The following is a 14,564-nucleotide window of genomic DNA, read 5'->3' as shown; positions in this document are numbered from 1 at the left end:
TCTGTTGTCCAGCTCATGATTTCACCAACCCTGAGTCGAGAAGGGGGGCGCCTGGACTTGGCTTTATGTGGCGAAATGTCGCGGCGGCTTGCGTGGGGCGATAACGTCTTTATCCGCCTGGATGTTTTGACGACTTCGGTCGGAGTGCGGTCTAATTCGTCCGCAGGCTGTGCAAGCCGGCAATGTAATCCATTGTAAAAACAGCAGGCTCGTGACTGGTCGTAATGGCGTGGGCGTCGTTAACCTCCCACGGTTGCGGCTAAGGGAGGGCCCGGAATGAGCCCGATCGACATCCAGATCCGCCGCGGCGTGCGACATCAGACGGTGTCACAGCGCCCGCCGCAGCGCAGACGTCGCCGCTATGCTCCGATCGTTCTCGCGATCCTGGCCGCCGCCGCAGCCTGGGCGCTGATCGTGTTCGGCGGCGTGACCGTGGGCGCGTGGCTGGCGTGACCTGACGAGGCGCTGGGGTTATCGTTCACATGTCGGAACTTTTGGGGAGGCCGATCATGCGGACCTGGACGCCTATGCTGGTTGCGGCCGGCTTGCTGGCCCTGAGCGCCTGCGCCTCGCCGCGCGCTATCGGCGAGGGCGACGTCACCGTCCTGCAGGGGGCGACCGTCGGCGCCCCGGCCAGCCCTGCGGAAGACGCCTTCGCTCAGGCGGTCCAGGCCGAGGCGATCAGCCGCCTGGGCGCGCAGGTCGGCGCTAGGCCCGATTTCCTGATTCAGGTCGGCGTGTCGCTGGCTCCCAGCACGATGGGGGTATCGACGGCCGCGGCTGAGAACGCCTCGCCCACCTGGCGCAGCCCGATCCCGCCGATACGGCCTTGGAATCGCAAGGGCCCCGTCCGCGCCGTCACCCTGGCGGTGCTGGACGCCAAGACGGGCAAGACATTGGCCTGGTCCTCGGTGCGCGCACGCAAGGAAACGCCCGCCGTCGTCGCCGATTTGCTGGTCAAGGCGCTGCGGCTGACAGCGAAGGCCGCCTAGCCCACTCCGTGGCGGGGCAAGCTGACGGTGAATTCCGAGCCGACGCCGGGTTCGCTGCGGCACGAGACCTCCCCGCCATGGCGGGCGATGGCCGCGTGCACGAAGGCCAGGCCCAGGCCAGCGCCGCCGGCGGCCTCCGATCCCGGACGCTCGAAGCGCTGGAACGGGCGGAAGGCGGTGGCGGCCTCTTCGCGTGAGAAGCCCGGGCCCTGGTCGGCGACCGACACCTCGACCGTCGGGCCGCTGTCGGAAGGGCGCTCGGACAGGGCGACGGTGATGGCCGAGCCCTCGGGGCCGTACTTCACGGCGTTGCCCAGCAGATTGACCAGGGTGCGGGCCAGGACGCTGCGATCGCCCAGAACCATAAGCGGCGCGTCGCCGCCGACCTGTTCGATGCGGATCTTGCGCTGAGCCGACTGCGGCCAGACCTCGTCGATGGCCTCGACGGCGACGTCGGAAAGGTCGACGGGCTCCAGGAACACCGGCGTGACCTCGGCGCGCGCCAGCTGCACGAAGCCGTCCGCCAGCGCCAGCGTGCGGCGGGCATAGGCCGAGATCCGCTCGGCCAGCTCCGGCGGCACGTCCGGGGTCGTGGCCAGCAGGGCCAGGATCGAGGTCTGCGGCGAGCGCATGTCGTGGGTCAGCAGCTGCAGCGCCTGTTCGCGCTGGCGCATGGCGGCGGTGAGGATCGAGATGTCGGCCAGCCGCACGATCCAGCCGGCCGGCGCGCCTTGGGCGTCGCGGCGGAACACGGTCTGCAGGTGGAAGGCCCGGCCGTCGGCCAGGTGCAGGTCGATCGGGGCGTGGCGCTCCGTCGCCTGCGGCCAATCCAGCTCGAAGCGGTGGCCCAGCGGCTCCAGGGTGTTGATCAGGTCGGCCAGTGAGGCGCCCTGCGGCGGCAACGACTTGAACAGCGCCTCGGCGGCGGCGTTGGCGGCGATCACCCGGCCACGGATGTTGGCCACCAGGGTGGCGTCGGGCAGGCTGAACAGGGCGTCGGCCGAGAACCGGCGCAGGTCGTCGATATGGCTGATGGCCTCGCCCAGGCTGGAGGCCTGGCGGGCCACGACGTCGCCCTCGAAGCCGACCGGGGCGGCGGGCTTGCGGCCACGAGCAATGGTGCGGATGCGGGCCAGTTCGTGGCTGAGCAGATCGTTGACCCGGCCCAACTGAGTCCAGCCCCAGACCAGGGCGACGATCTTGAGGCCGATGACGGTGGCGATCGGCGACAGCCAGATGCGGCCCAGCCAGAACATCGCCGCCGAATAGGCCAGGCCCACCAGGCACAGGCCGATGGTCAGCACCAGGTTGGCGCGCGGCGGCAGCACCAGCAGGCCGGCCATCAGCAGCCATAGCAGGGTCAAGGTGAAGACCACCCGGCCGAACGGACCGACCGGGGTGATCATCTGGCCGCTGCGCAGGCCATCCAGGACGCTGGCTTGCAGCTGCACGCCGGTCATGCTGGCCGCGTCGGGGGTCACCGGGGTGGGGAAGGCGGGGCCCAGGCCCGGCGCGGTCATGCCGATGAAGACCGTGCGGCCGGCGATCAGTTCGGCCGGCACTTCGCCCTGCAGCACGCTGGAGAAGCTGACATGGCGGTAGATCGACGGCGGTCCGGCGAACGGCACCAGCAGGGTTTGTTCGGCGCCGCGGGTCGGATCGGGACCGTCCTGCGGCCGGGTGGCGCGGTGGACGACGGTGACGAGATCGGGGCTCAGCGCAGGTCCATGGGCTTCGAACGGCGCCATGCGGCGAACCACGCCGTCGTCGTCGAACCGGACGTGGGCCAGGCCGACGCCGGCCGCGCCGGCGGCGACGCTGGGGACGGGGCCGATGACGCGGGAGGGAGCCTCGCCTTCGCCCTCCGCCAGGAACTGCGGCAGATAGACCTTGCCTGAGCGGGCGACAGCCGCGCCCAGCGCCTGGTCCTGGGCCGGATCGGCGGCGGGCTGGTTGAACAGGATGTCGTAGACGATGGCCTTGGCGCCGGCTTGGTCCAGCTGATCGATCATGTCGGCATGGACCGTGCGCGACCACGGCCAGGCGCCCAGCTGGGCCAGGCTGCGGTCGTCGATGTCGATGATCAGGATCGAAGGATCGGCGGGGCGACCATCGGCGCGGATCAAGACGTCGTACAGGACGTCGTCCACCCGCTTGGGAGGGGCGATGGCGAACACGGCCATGACCAGGCTGGCCAGGGTCGCCAGCAGCAGCCACGACAGAAGCCGGCCGGAGGGCGGCGGATTGGTGCGGGTTCGGGAGGCGATCTTCGTCACTTACGCGATGGCTTGGAGGGGCCGGTCTGTTTCGGCTGACCGATCTGCAGCGGTTGCAGCGAGCCTGCCTTTTCGCTGACGATGCCGTCCTTGAAGCGCGTGGCGATCACCCGCCACTGGTAGGCGCCTGCCGGCAGGTCGGTCACGGTCACCTGCGGCTCGGTCAGGCCCGGCTGGTCCACCACCGGCACCTGGTCGTTGGCGTCGGAGAACATCTGGAAGCGATAGTTGCGCACGCCTTCGCCCGCCGCGCTCCAGCGGAACAGGAACTTGCGGTGCTTGCCCTCGCGCGTGTCGCTGGGCGCGCCGGCGGTCAGGGTGTTGAGGTCGCGATCGAAGCTGTAGTCGGCCGGGAAGCCTTCCAGCCCTCCCTGGTCCAGCGCGGTCAGGCGAACGAAATAGGTGCCGTTGGCGACCTGGCCGAAGTCCGCCGTCGGGGCGAAGCTGGTGGCGTCGGTCATCACCTCGGAGAAGATGTCGATGAAGCCGGCGTCGCGGGCCAGCTGCAGGCGATAGGCGCGCGCGCCTTCCACCGGCTGCAGGGTGAATCGGACGATCGCGTCGCTCTGGGTCTGGCCGCCAGGACCCATCTTCGGGGCGGGGAGCAGGGCCACCGGGCCGCCGACGCCGCCGGGCGTGGCGCTGACGCCGAAGCCGGCCTGAACTGGCGCGGACCCCTTCGGCAGGGCGCCGAGATCGACGCCGACTGCGCCCTTCAGCACTTCTGTTTGGGCTTTGTCGCCGTCGGCGCCGACCCGGAATTCGGTGCCGCGCACGGCCGAGACCGAGACGGGGGTGCGGACCTCGAAGCGGGCGTCGGGCGTGGTCGCCGGGGTCGCCGAGATCGTGCCGCGACCCTGGTCCAGCTGAAACACCCGCTGGGGGGCGTTGTTGATCAGCACCTGGCGCAGGCGGTTGATCCGCACACGGGTGTTGGACGGCAGGGTGACGCGCGAGCCGTCTTCCATCTCGAAGGTGGCGAAGGCGCCGGGGCCGGTGATCACCACCTGGCCCTCGGCCAGGGGCATGCCGACGCGGGCGGGGATGCGCTGGCCATTGGCCTCGACCTGCACCGGGCCGCTGAAAGCCGAGATGCTGGCGGCGATCGGGGCCGACTTCAGCAGGTTGGGGTCGATGTGCAGCCGCGAGCCAGGCTGGAGGCGCGTGGGCTTGCTGACGCGGTTGGTCTTCTGCACCGTCCGATAGTCGTCGGGACGGTTCAGGTAAGCGCGGCCCAGGCCGATCAGCGTGTCGCCCGGCTTGACCACATAGGCCACCGGCGGCTCGGCCCCGGCTTGAGCGTGGGCCTGGCCGGTCATCGCCAGAAGGAACAGAAGGCTCGCCCCCGCAGCCTTGGTCATGCCTAGTCTCCGCTACTCGCGCCCGCGGTCTCGGGATCGCAGGCTTCCAGACGATACCCGAAACCGTAGACGGTGCTGAGTCGGAAACCGTTGGTGGGACGCAGGTGCAGCTTGGCTCGCAGGCGCGAGATGTGCGCGTCCAGGGTGCGCGTCTCCAGGTCCGGGCGCTGGCCCCAGATGCGGCGCAGCAGATACTCGCGCGACAGCGGGCGCGACAGATTGTTGAACAGCAGGGACGCCAGCTGGAATTCCTTTGGCGTCAAGGCTTCGACCTGGCCAGCCCAGCTGGCGGTCTGGGCGCCGGGGTCCAGGCGGTAGGGGCCGTAGTGCTCGACCTGCGGCGACATCGGCGCGCGATGGATGCGGCGCACAACGGCGTTGACCCGGGCCAGCAGCACCTGCGGCTGCAGCGGCTTGACGATGTAGTCGTCGGCGCCGGCGTTCAGCCCCTCGACCAGGTCGGCCTCGACCGAGCGGCTGGTCAGCAGCAGCACGGGCGGCGCGGTGGACGGATCCTCGCGCAAAAGCTTGAGGGTCTGGACCCCCGACAGCTCGGGCATGTTCCAGTCCAGGATGATCAGGTCAAAGGTCTGCTTGCGCAGTTCCGCCAGCAGGCGCGTCGGCTGGGTAAAGCTCGTACACGTAAAGCCCGCCGGTTCGAGCACCGAGGCCACAAGCGCGTTGTGGCTTTGATCGTCGTCGAGCAGGGCGACTTTCATGCGTTCACTTATGCTGGGGAGGTGGCGCATCCCGCGGGGGAGCGGGATGCGCCGCGGGAAGCTCGCTGTCGGTGGGGCGACGAGCAGGCGACCAGCTCTTCATGTCTATATCGCCCGGCTCAGGTTCGCTCGACTTCGAACGGTGTTTTTACAATGCTTTACAGTCTCGTTTGTGACCTGGATCAAGTCGCGGCGCCGATGGATGGACTCAGTTTGGGGGGCAGGTCTCCCACCGGTCGCACCTCCACTGCGTCCAGGCCGAGCCATCTTGCCATGGCCTCCAGCTCCTCCACCAGGGCGTGCGGTGTCTGATCGTTCGCGCCGGGCTCGGCGTGGGCGGCCAGAACCAGCAGTTTGCCGGCCTTGCGATCGGCCTTGAGGTCGACGCGGGCGGTGATCGCCTCGTCCTGCAGGAACGGCAGGACATAGTAGCCGTGGGTGCGCTTGTGAGCCGGGGTGTAGATCTCCAACCGCACGCGGACGCCGAACATCCGCTCGGTGCGCTCGCGAAACCAGATCAGGTTGTCGAACGGGGAGAGCAGGGCGGACCCCTTCACCGAACGAGGCCGGCGCGCGTCGGGCCACAGATAGGCCGGTTGGTCCCAGCCCTTCACGGTGACGGGCGCGAGGACGCCGGCTTCGACCAGGTCGGCCACGCCCTGGCGCGCATCGGCGACCCCGAGACGGAAATAGTCGCGCAGGTCGCGCTCGGTGGCCACGCCCATGGCGCGGGCGGCGATGGTCAGCAGCTGGCGGCAGGCGTCGGCGCGGCCGGGCGTTGGGGCGTCGTGGATCCGCGGCGGCAGCACGCGCTCGGGCAGGTCATAGACCCGCTCGAAACTGCCGCGCCGCGTGGCGGTGGTCAGGCGGCCGGTCCAGAACAGGCACTCCATGGCCCGCTTGCCCTCGCTCCAGCCCCACCAGCCGCCTTCGCCCTTGGCGCCCAGGTCCAGCTCCGAGGCCGCCAGAGGACCGCGCGTGCGCACCGCGTCCAGCGCCTGGTCGATGAACTCGGCGTGGCTGCGCAGGAAGCCCGAGACGTTCTTCCAGACCCCGACGCCCTCGGCCGCGTCCTGCATCCGCCAGCGCAGCAGCGGGTGGGTCGAGAGCGGCGTCAGCGAGGCCTCGTGCGCCCAGTACTCGGCCAGGGCCGGCGTCTGGCCCCAGGCCAGCTGCTCTAGCTGCTGACGGTCATAGGGCCCAAGACGCGAGAACAGCGGCAGGTAGTGCGAGCGCGAGACGACATTGACCGAGTCGATCTGCACGACGCCCAGGTTCTCGATCGTCGACAGCAGGTGGCGCTTGCCGGGCTTGGCCGGACGGGCCCGGCCGAAGCCTTGCGCCGCCAGCGCGATGTGCCGCGCCTCAACGGCGGAAAGGGTCTCGACCATGCGGGGAGTTGAGCTTGCCTCGCTCCTCCGTGCAAGGCAGGGAGAGCGCTAACATCAGGGAAACCGCCGCATGACCGTCATCGAAAAGGGCTTGGCCCGCCTGACCCTGGCCCCCGAGGCCGGCGGCGCGGTCGCCGGCTTCACGATCGCCGGCCGCGAGGTCATGCGCCCTACGCCAGCCGGGGCGACCGACGCCCTGGACACCGCCAGCTTTCCACTCGTTCCGTTCTGCAATCGCATCCCGAACGGACGCTTCGCCTTCGCGGGCCGCGAGATCGTGTTGCCGCCGAACCTCGGCGACCATCCGCACGCCATCCACGGTCAGGGCTGGCGCGGCGTCTGGACGGTGGAGCGCGCCGAGGGCGACACCGCGGTGCTGTCCTATGTCCACGCCGCCGACGCCTGGCCGTGGTCCTATCGCGCCGAGCAGATCTTCACCGTCGACGAGACCGGCTTCCGCGTCACGCTGTCGGTGACCAACACCAGCGAGACGGCCATGCCGGCGGGCCTGGGCTTCCACCCCTATTTCCCGCGCCGGGCGGGCGAGACGCTGACGGCGGGCAATGACGGGGTCTGGATGATCGACGCCGACGTGCTGCCGACCGTCCGCCATGCGGGGCCTTGGGAGGTCGATCTGGCCGCCGGGGCGGTGGTCGAGGGGCGAGGCCTGATCGACCACTGCTTCACCGGCTGGGACCAGCGCGCCGTGCTGGCCGCGTCAGGCGCGCCGGACACGGTGATCACCGCCTCGGCCGAGAGCCGCTGGCTGCACGTCTACATCCCGCCGGGTCAGGACTTCTATTGCGTCGAACCCTGCGCCAGCCGTCCCAATCCCTTTGGCGAGGGTGAGACGGGCATGACGACGCTCCAGCCCGGCGAGAGCCGGAGCATCTGGATGGACGTGCGGTCGGCGTAAGGGGCTACTGCAGCCCCGCTTGGGCCTTCAGCCTCGCGACCATGTCGCTGGACATGTAGCCGTCGGCCGGCAGCTGGCGGCTCTGCTGCCATTCGCGCAGGGCCTTGCGGGTGCCGGCGCCGACGACGCCGTCGGCTGGACCCGGGTTGAAGCCCAGGCGCGCCAGGGCGATCTGGGCGGCCATGCGGTCCGACAGCGACAGCGGCGTCTCCACGGGCCAGGCCGTGATCGGCGGCTCGCCGCCGCCGAAGCGGTCGGCCAACAGACCGATGCCCAGGGCGTAGGACGTCGAGTTGTTGTACTTGCGGATCGCATAGTGGTTGGGCAGGGCCAGGAAGGCCGGACCGGCCGCCCCCGCGGGCAAGATCAGGCCGGCCGGCGCAGCGGCGTCGGCCGCGGTCCAGGGCAGGCCGTCGGCGCGACGCACGCCCCGGGCTTCCCACCACGACGGAACTTCGCGCGGACCTTCGGCCAGCGAATAGTCGAAGCCGGCCGGCAGGATCACTTCCTTGGCCCAGCCCACGCCGGGCTTCCAGCCGCCCTTCACGAGGAGGTTGGCGGCCGAGGCCAGGGCGTCGGCGTTCGAGCCCCAGATGTCGCGACGGCCGTCGCCGTCGAAGTCCACAGCCATGCTGCGATAGCTGGTGGGGATGAACTGGGTCTGGCCCATGGCCCCGGCCCACGAACCCTTCAGCTGAGCGCGGGAGACCTCGCCCGAATCGATGATGCGAAGGGCGGCGATCAGTTCGCCCTCGGCCCAGGCGCGGCGGCGGCCATCGGCGGCCAGGCTGACCATCGAGCGGACGACGTCGAAATTGCCCTGTAGCTGACCGAACGCCGATTCCATGGCCCAGACGGCCAGCAGGATGTCGCGCGGCACGCCGTAGCGGCTTTCCAGCTGTGGCAGGAAGGCCAGCTCGTCGCGCTTGCGGCGGCCCACGGCGACGCGGTCCTCGCTGATCACGCCCTTGATATAGTCGCCGACGGGCTTGGAGAATTCCGGCTGGCGGCCGTCCAGGCTGATGACCTTGGGATCGGGCGTGACGCCGGCCAGTTCGCGGTCCAGCAACTGCGGCGACAGGCCCTGGGCCTGGGCGCGGACGCGGAAATCGGCCAGCCAGGTGTCGAAGGCCAGCTCGCCCGCGGGCACGGGCGTGGTCGGTGAAGGCGCTGGCGCGGCGGGCGCCTGCGGGCGCGGCGCGGGGCTGGGCGGGGTGATCGCCGTCAGCGGGCCCTGCGGAGAGGTGTCCGCGCAGCCGGCGAGAAGAAGGACGAGAAAGACGCGACGATCCATGGCCATACGGGCAAGCTACCGGGGTTCGTGTAAAAGCTTCAATCACAAGCCCGACAGGACGGTGAAGTTCCGCGCCGGCATATATCCGTGAAAGCCGTGCGGATAAGGGCGTCAGCACATTGACTCAAGCCCGCGTCCTGCTTATACGCACCGCCTCCAAGACACCCCGGATGTTCCGGCCGCCTTATGCGAGCCCGAACCTCTCCGCTGAAGTACAGAGACGGTCATGAAGGTTCGCAGCTCGCTGAAGTCGCTGAAGGGTCGCCACCGCGACTGCAAGATGGTTCGCCGCAAGGGCGTCATCTACATCATCAACAAGACCGACCCGCGCTTCAAAGCCAAGCAAGGCTAATGACGGCTGCTCGTCCCAGAGCCGTTCTCTGGGATGTCGGCAACGTCATCGTGCGCTGGGATCCCCGCGCACCGTATGCGAAGCTCTTCAAGGAACCAGCCGATCTCGACTGGTTCCTTTCGCACGTCTGCACCATCCCCTGGCACGTCGAGCACGACAAGGGCGTCGGCTTCGCGGAGAACGCTGCGCCGTTGATCGCACGCTTCCCCGAGCATGCCGCCCAGATCCGCGCCTGGGACGAGCGTTTCCACGAGATGCTGTCGGGACCGATTCCCGAAACCGCGGCGGTGATCGACGCCCTGGCTGAGCGCGACGTCCCGCAATTCGCCCTGACCAATATGCCTCAGAGCAAGTGGCCGGCGGTGCAGGCGATCTCGCCCGGCCACTTCGCGCATTTCCGCGACGCCATCGTCTCGGGCGACGAGAAGGTCATCAAGCCGGACCGCCGCATCTACGAGATCGTGCTGGAGCGCACCGGCCTGCAGGCGTCGGACCTGCTGTTCATCGACGACTCGATCGCCAATATCGAAGCGGCCATGGACATGGGCTTCCACGCCCACCATTTCACGGATCCGGCGCACCTGCGCGCCGCCGTCGAGCGGCACGGCCTGCTCTAGTTCCCTTCAGGGAGATCTCGCATGAACGTCGGTTTCATCGGCCTGGGCGCGATGGGCGCGGCCATGGTGCGCAACCTGCTGGCCAAGGGCGTGGCGGTGACGGTCTGGAACCGCTCGCGCGCCATCGTCGACGAACTGGCCGCCGAAGGCGCGACCCCCGCCGCCAATCTGGAAGACGTGTTCGGGGCCGACGTGGTGCTGTCGATCCTGGCTCATGACCAGGCGATCCGCGACGTGCTGCTGCCGGCGTTGTCCAAGGCGCCCAAGGGGCTGGTCCACGTCAACCTGGCCACCATTTCCACCGCCTTCGCCGCCGAGCTTTCGGCCCTGCACGCCGAGCTGGGCCTGGGCTATGTGGCCTCGCCGGTCTTCGGTCGTCCGCCCGTGGCCCAGGCCGGGGCGCTCAATGTCCTGGCCGCAGGCGCGCCCGATGCGATCGCCAAGGCCCAGCCGGTGCTGGACCTGCTGGCCGCCAAGGTCTGGCCGCTGGGCGACGACCCGGTCCGCGCCAACGCGCTGAAACTGGCCGGCAATTTCATGATCGTCTCGGCCATCGAGAGCATGGGCGAGGCGGTGGCCCTCGGCGAAGCCTATGGCGTCGAGGCTCCCGAACTCCTGGACATGCTGTCGAGCACCCTGTTCTCGGCGCCGATCTACAAGATCTATGGCGGCATGATCGCCGAGCGTCGCTACAGCCCGCCCGGTTTCGCGGCCGAACTGGGCCTGAAGGACGTGCGCCTGGTTCTGGACGCCGCCGAGGCGAAGGGTCTGTCGATGCCGCTGGCCGACCTGGCCGAGGCCAGCCTGGAATCGCTGCTGGGCGGCGACGACAAGAACCTCGACCTGGCCGCTTTGGCCGAAGTGGCTAGAGGACGTGTGGAAGGGCGCTGAATCCCGCTTCCCAGGGGCGCGGCTTCGAACTAGGTTCCGCGCCTCCCAATTCCAGCCTTCTCGCGAGATTTCCGCATGGCCGACGACGCCGTTCCCCACGCCGACGTTCTGAACAGCACCGCTCAGGGCCAACTGAAGTCGATCGTCGACCGCGTCGAGCGGCTCGAGGTCGAGAAGGCCGAGATCATGGAGCAGATCAAGGAAGTCTATAACGAAGCCAAGGGTAACGGCTTCGACGTCAAGGTGCTGAAGAAGGTCGTTCGCCTGCGCAAGCAGGACCGCGCCAAGCGCCAGGAAGAAGACGCGATCCTGGACCTCTACCTCTCGGCCATCGGCGAGATCTAAGTTTTTACGGGCGCCTATCTTTTAGATAGTGTTCTGGCGCGCGCGGTCGGGGATAATCCTCGCACGATGCGCGCCAAGCCGCCCGACCCCAAGGAACAGGCCAAGAAGGCCGCGCTGAACGCCCTGAAGCGGGCCAAGCGCGCGGCCGAGAAGTCGGGCGTCGAGCTCTCCGACTGGGAGGGCGAGTTCCTGACCAGCGTCGCCCAGCGCGTCGAGACCTATGGTCGGGCCTTCGCCGACCCGGAAAAGGGCGCGCGGGGCCAGGCCCTGTCGGGCAACCAGGCCATCAAGCTGAAAGAGATCGCCCGCAAGGCGAAGGGCGAAGCCAAGCCGATGAAGCGCGGCAAGGGCTTCCAACGGCGCGGCCGTCCCGAGGCGGAAGCCGAGCCGGACGAGGACTGACGCTCTGCCGAAGCGTGTCCGGGCGGCGCCATCATCCTGCCGTTGTTCTCAAGCTCCATCGGCCTGCTCACATCACCTTCTTGCCGGTCCGCGTCTGCGCTGGACCTTACAGTCAAGCTCGCCTTTTGGTGGAGTGAATGTTTGCGCCTTACGACTTCTGATTTTGTCTCAAAGGCTTACCAAAAACTGACGTTCGCTCATTGCTGTTAAGGTCTTGGTAACGCTCCGGCGAGAAAATGTGAAAAAATGTAATAAGTTAATGTCAATTGGTGGTGGGGTTCCTGGGTCGTGCTGCTCACCGCGGCCCAGAACTGACGTACGCGGGCTCAAGACCCGGATCGACGTCGGGTGAACCTTCCGGTTGTGTGGGACCAAGGAAATGGCGACGACCTATCAACTCCTGCTGCGTCGAAAGACGGAGCTGGAAACGCGCATGATCGAAGCGCAAAGACGGGCGCAAGCTCCGTTCGAAGGCGAACTGCGCGCAATCATCCTGGCGCTGGACGCGCTCAAACAGGCGGGTCTGGCCGAGCGGCTGTCGGCCGTCGAGCCGGCGCCCTTCGCGCCGCCCACGCCGGGCAAGCGCGGCCGACGCGGGCGTTCGACGCGTGACATGATCCTGATGACTCTGGCGCAAGGCCCGGGCCTGAACGAGGCGGAAATCGCCCGTCAGCTGGACCATCGCTGGAGCCGACCCGTGACCCCCGTTCAGGTGGGACGCGAGCTGGAGGCCCTGGAGGTCGAAGGCCTGGCCAAGCGTTCCGGCCCCGGCTGGATTCGCCTCGACGAACAGGCCGAGGTGATCGAAGAGCATCCCAGCTTCAGCGTGGCCCTCCCGGGTCACTAGAGCCTCAAGCGGCCCCGCCCAGCTCTTGCACCTCTTCGAAGGTGCGCAGGCCGGGCCGCTGAGCGCAGACCAGCACGGCCATGTTGCCGGGCAAGTGCTGGTTGGCCAGCATCTTCTCATGCGCGGCCGGAATGTCCTTCCACGGGAAGACTTCCGAAAGGCACGGATCGACGCGGCGATCGACCACCAGCTGGTTGGCCGCCGAGGCCTGCATCAGGTTGGCGAAGTGCGACCCCTGGACCCGCTTCTGGCGCATCCACAGGAAGCGGGCGTCCATGGTCAGGTTGAAGCCGCTGGTGCCCGCGCAGATGGCCACCATGCCGCCACGCTTGACCACGAACACCGACACGGGGAACGTCGACTCGCCAGGGTGCTCGAAGACCAAATCCACATCGCGGTTGCCGGTGATCTGCCAGATGGCTTTGCCGAACTTGCGGCTCTCCTTCATGTAGTCGGTGAACTCAGGGCCGTTGACCTTGGGCAGCTGGCCCCAGCAGTCGAATTCCTTGCGGTTCAGCACGGCCTTGGCGCCCATCGACAGCACGAACTCGCGCTTGTCGTCGTCGCTGACAACCCCGATCGCATTGGCCCCCGCGACGGCGGCCAGCTGTACGGCGAAGACCCCCAGACCGCCTGAGGCGCCCCAGACCAGTACGTTCTGGCCGGGTTTCAGCTCATGCGGCTTGTGGCCGAACAACATGCGGTAGGCGGTGGCCAGGGTCAGGGTGTAGCAGGCGGCTTCTTCCCAGGTCAGGTGCCGGGGGCGCGGCAGCAGCTGGCGCGACTGCACCCGGCAGAACTGGGCGAAGCTGCCGTCCGGGGTCTCATAGCCCCAGATCCGCTGGCTGGACGAGTACATCGGGTCGCCGCCGTTGCACTCCTCGTCGTCGCCGTCGTCCTGATTGCAGTGGATGACGACCTCGTCGCCCAGCTTCCAGCGCTTCACCTTGCTGCCGACCGCCCAGACGATGCCCGAGGCGTCGCTGCCGGCGATGTGGAACGGCTGCTTGTGGCCATCCAGCGGGCTGATCGGCTCGCCCAGGGCCGCCCAGACGCCGTTGTAATTGACCCCTGCAGCCATCACGAGGACCAGAACCTCGTCCTCGCCGATCTCCCAGGTCGGAACCACCTCGACCTGCATGGCCGTCGACGGCTTGCCGTGGCGCTCCTTGCGGATGCTCCAGGCGTACATGGTCTTGGGGACGTGGAAGGCCGGCGGGATCTCGCCGATCTCATAGAGGTCCTTGGGGGCGGTGGCGCTGGTGCTGGTCATCGGTCTGCCCGTCTCCTGCCGCGCCCGGTCTTCGCCGGGTCCTTGATGGGGAGGCTGAGACAAGTGTTTGAAACTGGCAAGGGGAATCTTGTGCGCCGCAACATGGCGTCGCGGAAGCTTGCCCGCCTCGGTGACGCGGGCCACGGTGAGCCATGATCCATCTGTCGCACCCACAGCCCGCCATCGCTCTCGTCGAGCTGGACACCGCCCCGGCCAACGTCCTGGCCATGGCCGAACGGGACCGGCTGCTGGAGGCCTTCACGACGATCGAAGCTGACAGAGCGGTGCGTGTCGCGATCCTGACGGGCCGCAACGGCGCCTTCTGCACCGGCGACGACCTGGCCGAGGCCCTGTCGCGCGACGTGCCGAGCCAGAACGCGGCGATCCTGCATTTCCTAGCCATGTGCGATCGGATCGCCGCTTGCCGCGTCCCGGTCATCGCCGCCATCGACGGCTGGTGCATCGGCGGCGGCCTGGAACTGGCCCTCGCCGCCGACATCCGCCTGGCCAGCGACCGCGCCAGCTTCGCCTGCTCGGCGGTGCGGATGGGCCTGACCGCCTCGGCCGACCGCCTGACCCGGCTGGTCGGTGAAAGCCGCGCCAAGCCGCACCTCCTGACCGGGGCGCCTTTCGACGCCGCGCGGGCGCTGGCGGACGGCATCGTGGCGGAGGCGCATCCGGCCGAGGGTCTGCTCGACGCCGCCCTAACCATGGCGGCGACCATCGCCTCTCGCGCGCCCTTGGCCATAGAGGCGACCAAGCGCGTGGCGTCGGGCGTGTCTGCGACCGGAGCGGAAATCCCGGACCTCGCCGCGACGGCCGATCATGCCGAAGCGCGAGCGGCTTTCGTCGCCAAGCGATCGGCGGTGTTTACGGGGCGGTAAAGGG

General features: G+C 68.6%; 15 protein-coding genes and 1 pseudogene. 10 read left to right on the top strand and 6 right to left on the bottom strand.

Annotated elements, in window-relative coordinates; translation table 11 throughout:
- Window positions 1-276: 276 nt before the first annotated feature.
- Entirely contained in the window at window positions 277-453 is a 177-nt protein-coding gene (locus E1H18_RS15070) for a hypothetical protein (RefSeq protein ID WP_172269819.1), read from the top strand.
- 56 nt (window positions 454-509) lie between these two features.
- Entirely contained in the window at window positions 510-992 is a 483-nt protein-coding gene (locus tag E1H18_RS15065) for a hypothetical protein (protein ID WP_241736042.1), read from the top strand.
- On the opposite strand, the gene E1H18_RS15060 is transcribed toward E1H18_RS15065, so the two are convergent.
- From E1H18_RS15060 to E1H18_RS15045, 4 genes and pseudogenes are all read right to left on the bottom strand, one after another.
- Window positions 989-3,259: a CHASE2 domain-containing protein gene (locus E1H18_RS15060; RefSeq protein WP_370526536.1), complete on the bottom strand. Its 2,271-nt coding sequence runs from the start codon at window positions 3,257-3,259 to the stop codon at window positions 989-991. The genes E1H18_RS15065 and E1H18_RS15060 overlap by 4 nt on opposite strands.
- Window positions 3,260-3,264: 5 nt before the next feature.
- The gene (locus E1H18_RS15055; RefSeq protein WP_172269817.1) at window positions 3,265-4,629 is read right to left on the bottom strand and encodes a FecR domain-containing protein; all 1,365 of its coding nucleotides are present in this window, start codon (window positions 4,627-4,629) and stop codon (window positions 3,265-3,267) included.
- Window positions 4,630-4,631: 2 nt separating this feature from the next.
- Window positions 4,632-5,451 (bottom strand): annotated as a pseudogene (locus E1H18_RS15050) (response regulator transcription factor).
- A 79-nt stretch (window positions 5,452-5,530) separates the two neighbouring features.
- On the bottom strand, window positions 5,531-6,739 hold the full coding sequence (locus tag E1H18_RS15045; RefSeq protein ID WP_172269813.1) for a winged helix-turn-helix domain-containing protein: 1,209 nt from the start codon (window positions 6,737-6,739) through the stop codon (window positions 5,531-5,533).
- Window positions 6,740-6,809: 70 nt separating this feature from the next.
- Here E1H18_RS15045 and E1H18_RS15040 point away from each other — a divergent pair, with 70 nt between their 5' ends.
- Entirely contained in the window at window positions 6,810-7,655 is an 846-nt protein-coding gene (locus E1H18_RS15040) for an aldose 1-epimerase (protein WP_172269810.1), read from the top strand.
- 4 nt (window positions 7,656-7,659) lie between these two features.
- On the opposite strand, the gene E1H18_RS15035 is transcribed toward E1H18_RS15040, so the two are convergent.
- Window positions 7,660-8,955 carry a lytic murein transglycosylase gene (locus tag E1H18_RS15035; protein ID WP_172269808.1) on the bottom strand — a complete coding sequence of 432 codons (1,296 nt, stop codon included), beginning with the start codon at window positions 8,953-8,955 and terminating at the stop codon, window positions 7,660-7,662.
- Between the two features lie 220 nt (window positions 8,956-9,175).
- Between E1H18_RS15035 and ykgO the strand changes: the two genes are divergently transcribed.
- The 6 genes from ykgO to E1H18_RS15005 all read left to right on the top strand — a co-directional run bounded on the left by ykgO (window position 9,176) and on the right by E1H18_RS15005 (window position 12,403).
- Window positions 9,176-9,301 (top strand): type B 50S ribosomal protein L36, encoded by a 126-nt coding sequence (gene ykgO / locus E1H18_RS15030; protein WP_004616427.1) that lies wholly within the window; start codon window positions 9,176-9,178, stop codon window positions 9,299-9,301.
- Window positions 9,301-9,918 (top strand): HAD family phosphatase, encoded by a 618-nt coding sequence (locus E1H18_RS15025; RefSeq protein WP_172269806.1) that lies wholly within the window; start codon window positions 9,301-9,303, stop codon window positions 9,916-9,918. The genes ykgO and E1H18_RS15025 overlap by 1 nt, the downstream gene beginning before the upstream one ends.
- A 21-nt stretch (window positions 9,919-9,939) precedes the next feature.
- Window positions 9,940-10,809: an NAD(P)-dependent oxidoreductase gene (locus tag E1H18_RS15020; protein ID WP_172269804.1), complete on the top strand. Its 870-nt coding sequence runs from the start codon at window positions 9,940-9,942 to the stop codon at window positions 10,807-10,809.
- Between the two features lie 75 nt (window positions 10,810-10,884).
- Entirely contained in the window at window positions 10,885-11,154 is a 270-nt protein-coding gene (locus E1H18_RS15015) for a DUF2312 domain-containing protein (RefSeq protein ID WP_172269802.1), read from the top strand.
- 66 nt (window positions 11,155-11,220) lie between these two features.
- Window positions 11,221-11,556, top strand: a complete 336-nt coding sequence (locus E1H18_RS15010; protein WP_172269800.1) for a hypothetical protein — start codon at window positions 11,221-11,223, stop codon at window positions 11,554-11,556.
- Between the two features lie 379 nt (window positions 11,557-11,935).
- Window positions 11,936-12,403 (top strand): hypothetical protein, encoded by a 468-nt coding sequence (locus E1H18_RS15005; protein WP_172269798.1) that lies wholly within the window; start codon window positions 11,936-11,938, stop codon window positions 12,401-12,403.
- A gap of 4 nt (window positions 12,404-12,407) precedes the next feature.
- On the opposite strand, the gene ccrA is transcribed toward E1H18_RS15005, so the two are convergent.
- Window positions 12,408-13,676 carry a crotonyl-CoA carboxylase/reductase gene (gene ccrA / locus E1H18_RS15000; protein ID WP_172269796.1) on the bottom strand — a complete coding sequence of 423 codons (1,269 nt, stop codon included), beginning with the start codon at window positions 13,674-13,676 and terminating at the stop codon, window positions 12,408-12,410.
- Between the two features lie 152 nt (window positions 13,677-13,828).
- On the opposite strand from ccrA, the gene E1H18_RS14995 reads away from it, so the two are divergent.
- Window positions 13,829-14,560: an enoyl-CoA hydratase/isomerase family protein gene (locus tag E1H18_RS14995; protein ID WP_172269794.1), complete on the top strand. Its 732-nt coding sequence runs from the start codon at window positions 13,829-13,831 to the stop codon at window positions 14,558-14,560.
- Window positions 14,561-14,564: the final 4 nt, after the last annotated feature.

Source organism: Caulobacter sp. RHG1, assembly GCF_013181195.1.
Taxonomy (GTDB): Bacteria; Pseudomonadota; Alphaproteobacteria; order Caulobacterales; family Caulobacteraceae; genus Caulobacter.
The sequence above is the reverse complement of the archived record's forward strand: the minus strand, read 5'-3'. Positions and strand labels throughout refer to the sequence as shown.

Coding starts and splice junctions, on each gene's coding strand:
- E1H18_RS15070 (WP_172269819.1), top strand. CDS start 277: ATGAGCCCGATCGACATCCAGATCCGCCGCGGCGTGCGACATCAGACG.
- E1H18_RS15065 (WP_241736042.1), top strand. CDS start 510: ATGCGGACCTGGACGCCTATGCTGGTTGCGGCCGGCTTGCTGGCCCTG.
- E1H18_RS15055 (WP_172269817.1), bottom strand. CDS start 4,629: ATGACCAAGGCTGCGGGGGCGAGCCTTCTGTTCCTTCTGGCGATGACC.
- E1H18_RS15045 (WP_172269813.1), bottom strand. CDS start 6,739: ATGGTCGAGACCCTTTCCGCCGTTGAGGCGCGGCACATCGCGCTGGCG.
- E1H18_RS15040 (WP_172269810.1), top strand. CDS start 6,810: ATGACCGTCATCGAAAAGGGCTTGGCCCGCCTGACCCTGGCCCCCGAG.
- E1H18_RS15035 (WP_172269808.1), bottom strand. CDS start 8,955: ATGGCCATGGATCGTCGCGTCTTTCTCGTCCTTCTTCTCGCCGGCTGC.
- ykgO (WP_004616427.1), top strand. CDS start 9,176: ATGAAGGTTCGCAGCTCGCTGAAGTCGCTGAAGGGTCGCCACCGCGAC.
- E1H18_RS15025 (WP_172269806.1), top strand. CDS start 9,301: ATGACGGCTGCTCGTCCCAGAGCCGTTCTCTGGGATGTCGGCAACGTC.
- E1H18_RS15020 (WP_172269804.1), top strand. CDS start 9,940: ATGAACGTCGGTTTCATCGGCCTGGGCGCGATGGGCGCGGCCATGGTG.
- E1H18_RS15015 (WP_172269802.1), top strand. CDS start 10,885: ATGGCCGACGACGCCGTTCCCCACGCCGACGTTCTGAACAGCACCGCT.
- E1H18_RS15010 (WP_172269800.1), top strand. CDS start 11,221: ATGCGCGCCAAGCCGCCCGACCCCAAGGAACAGGCCAAGAAGGCCGCG.
- E1H18_RS15005 (WP_172269798.1), top strand. CDS start 11,936: ATGGCGACGACCTATCAACTCCTGCTGCGTCGAAAGACGGAGCTGGAA.
- ccrA (WP_172269796.1), bottom strand. CDS start 13,676: ATGACCAGCACCAGCGCCACCGCCCCCAAGGACCTCTATGAGATCGGC.
- E1H18_RS14995 (WP_172269794.1), top strand. CDS start 13,829: ATGATCCATCTGTCGCACCCACAGCCCGCCATCGCTCTCGTCGAGCTG.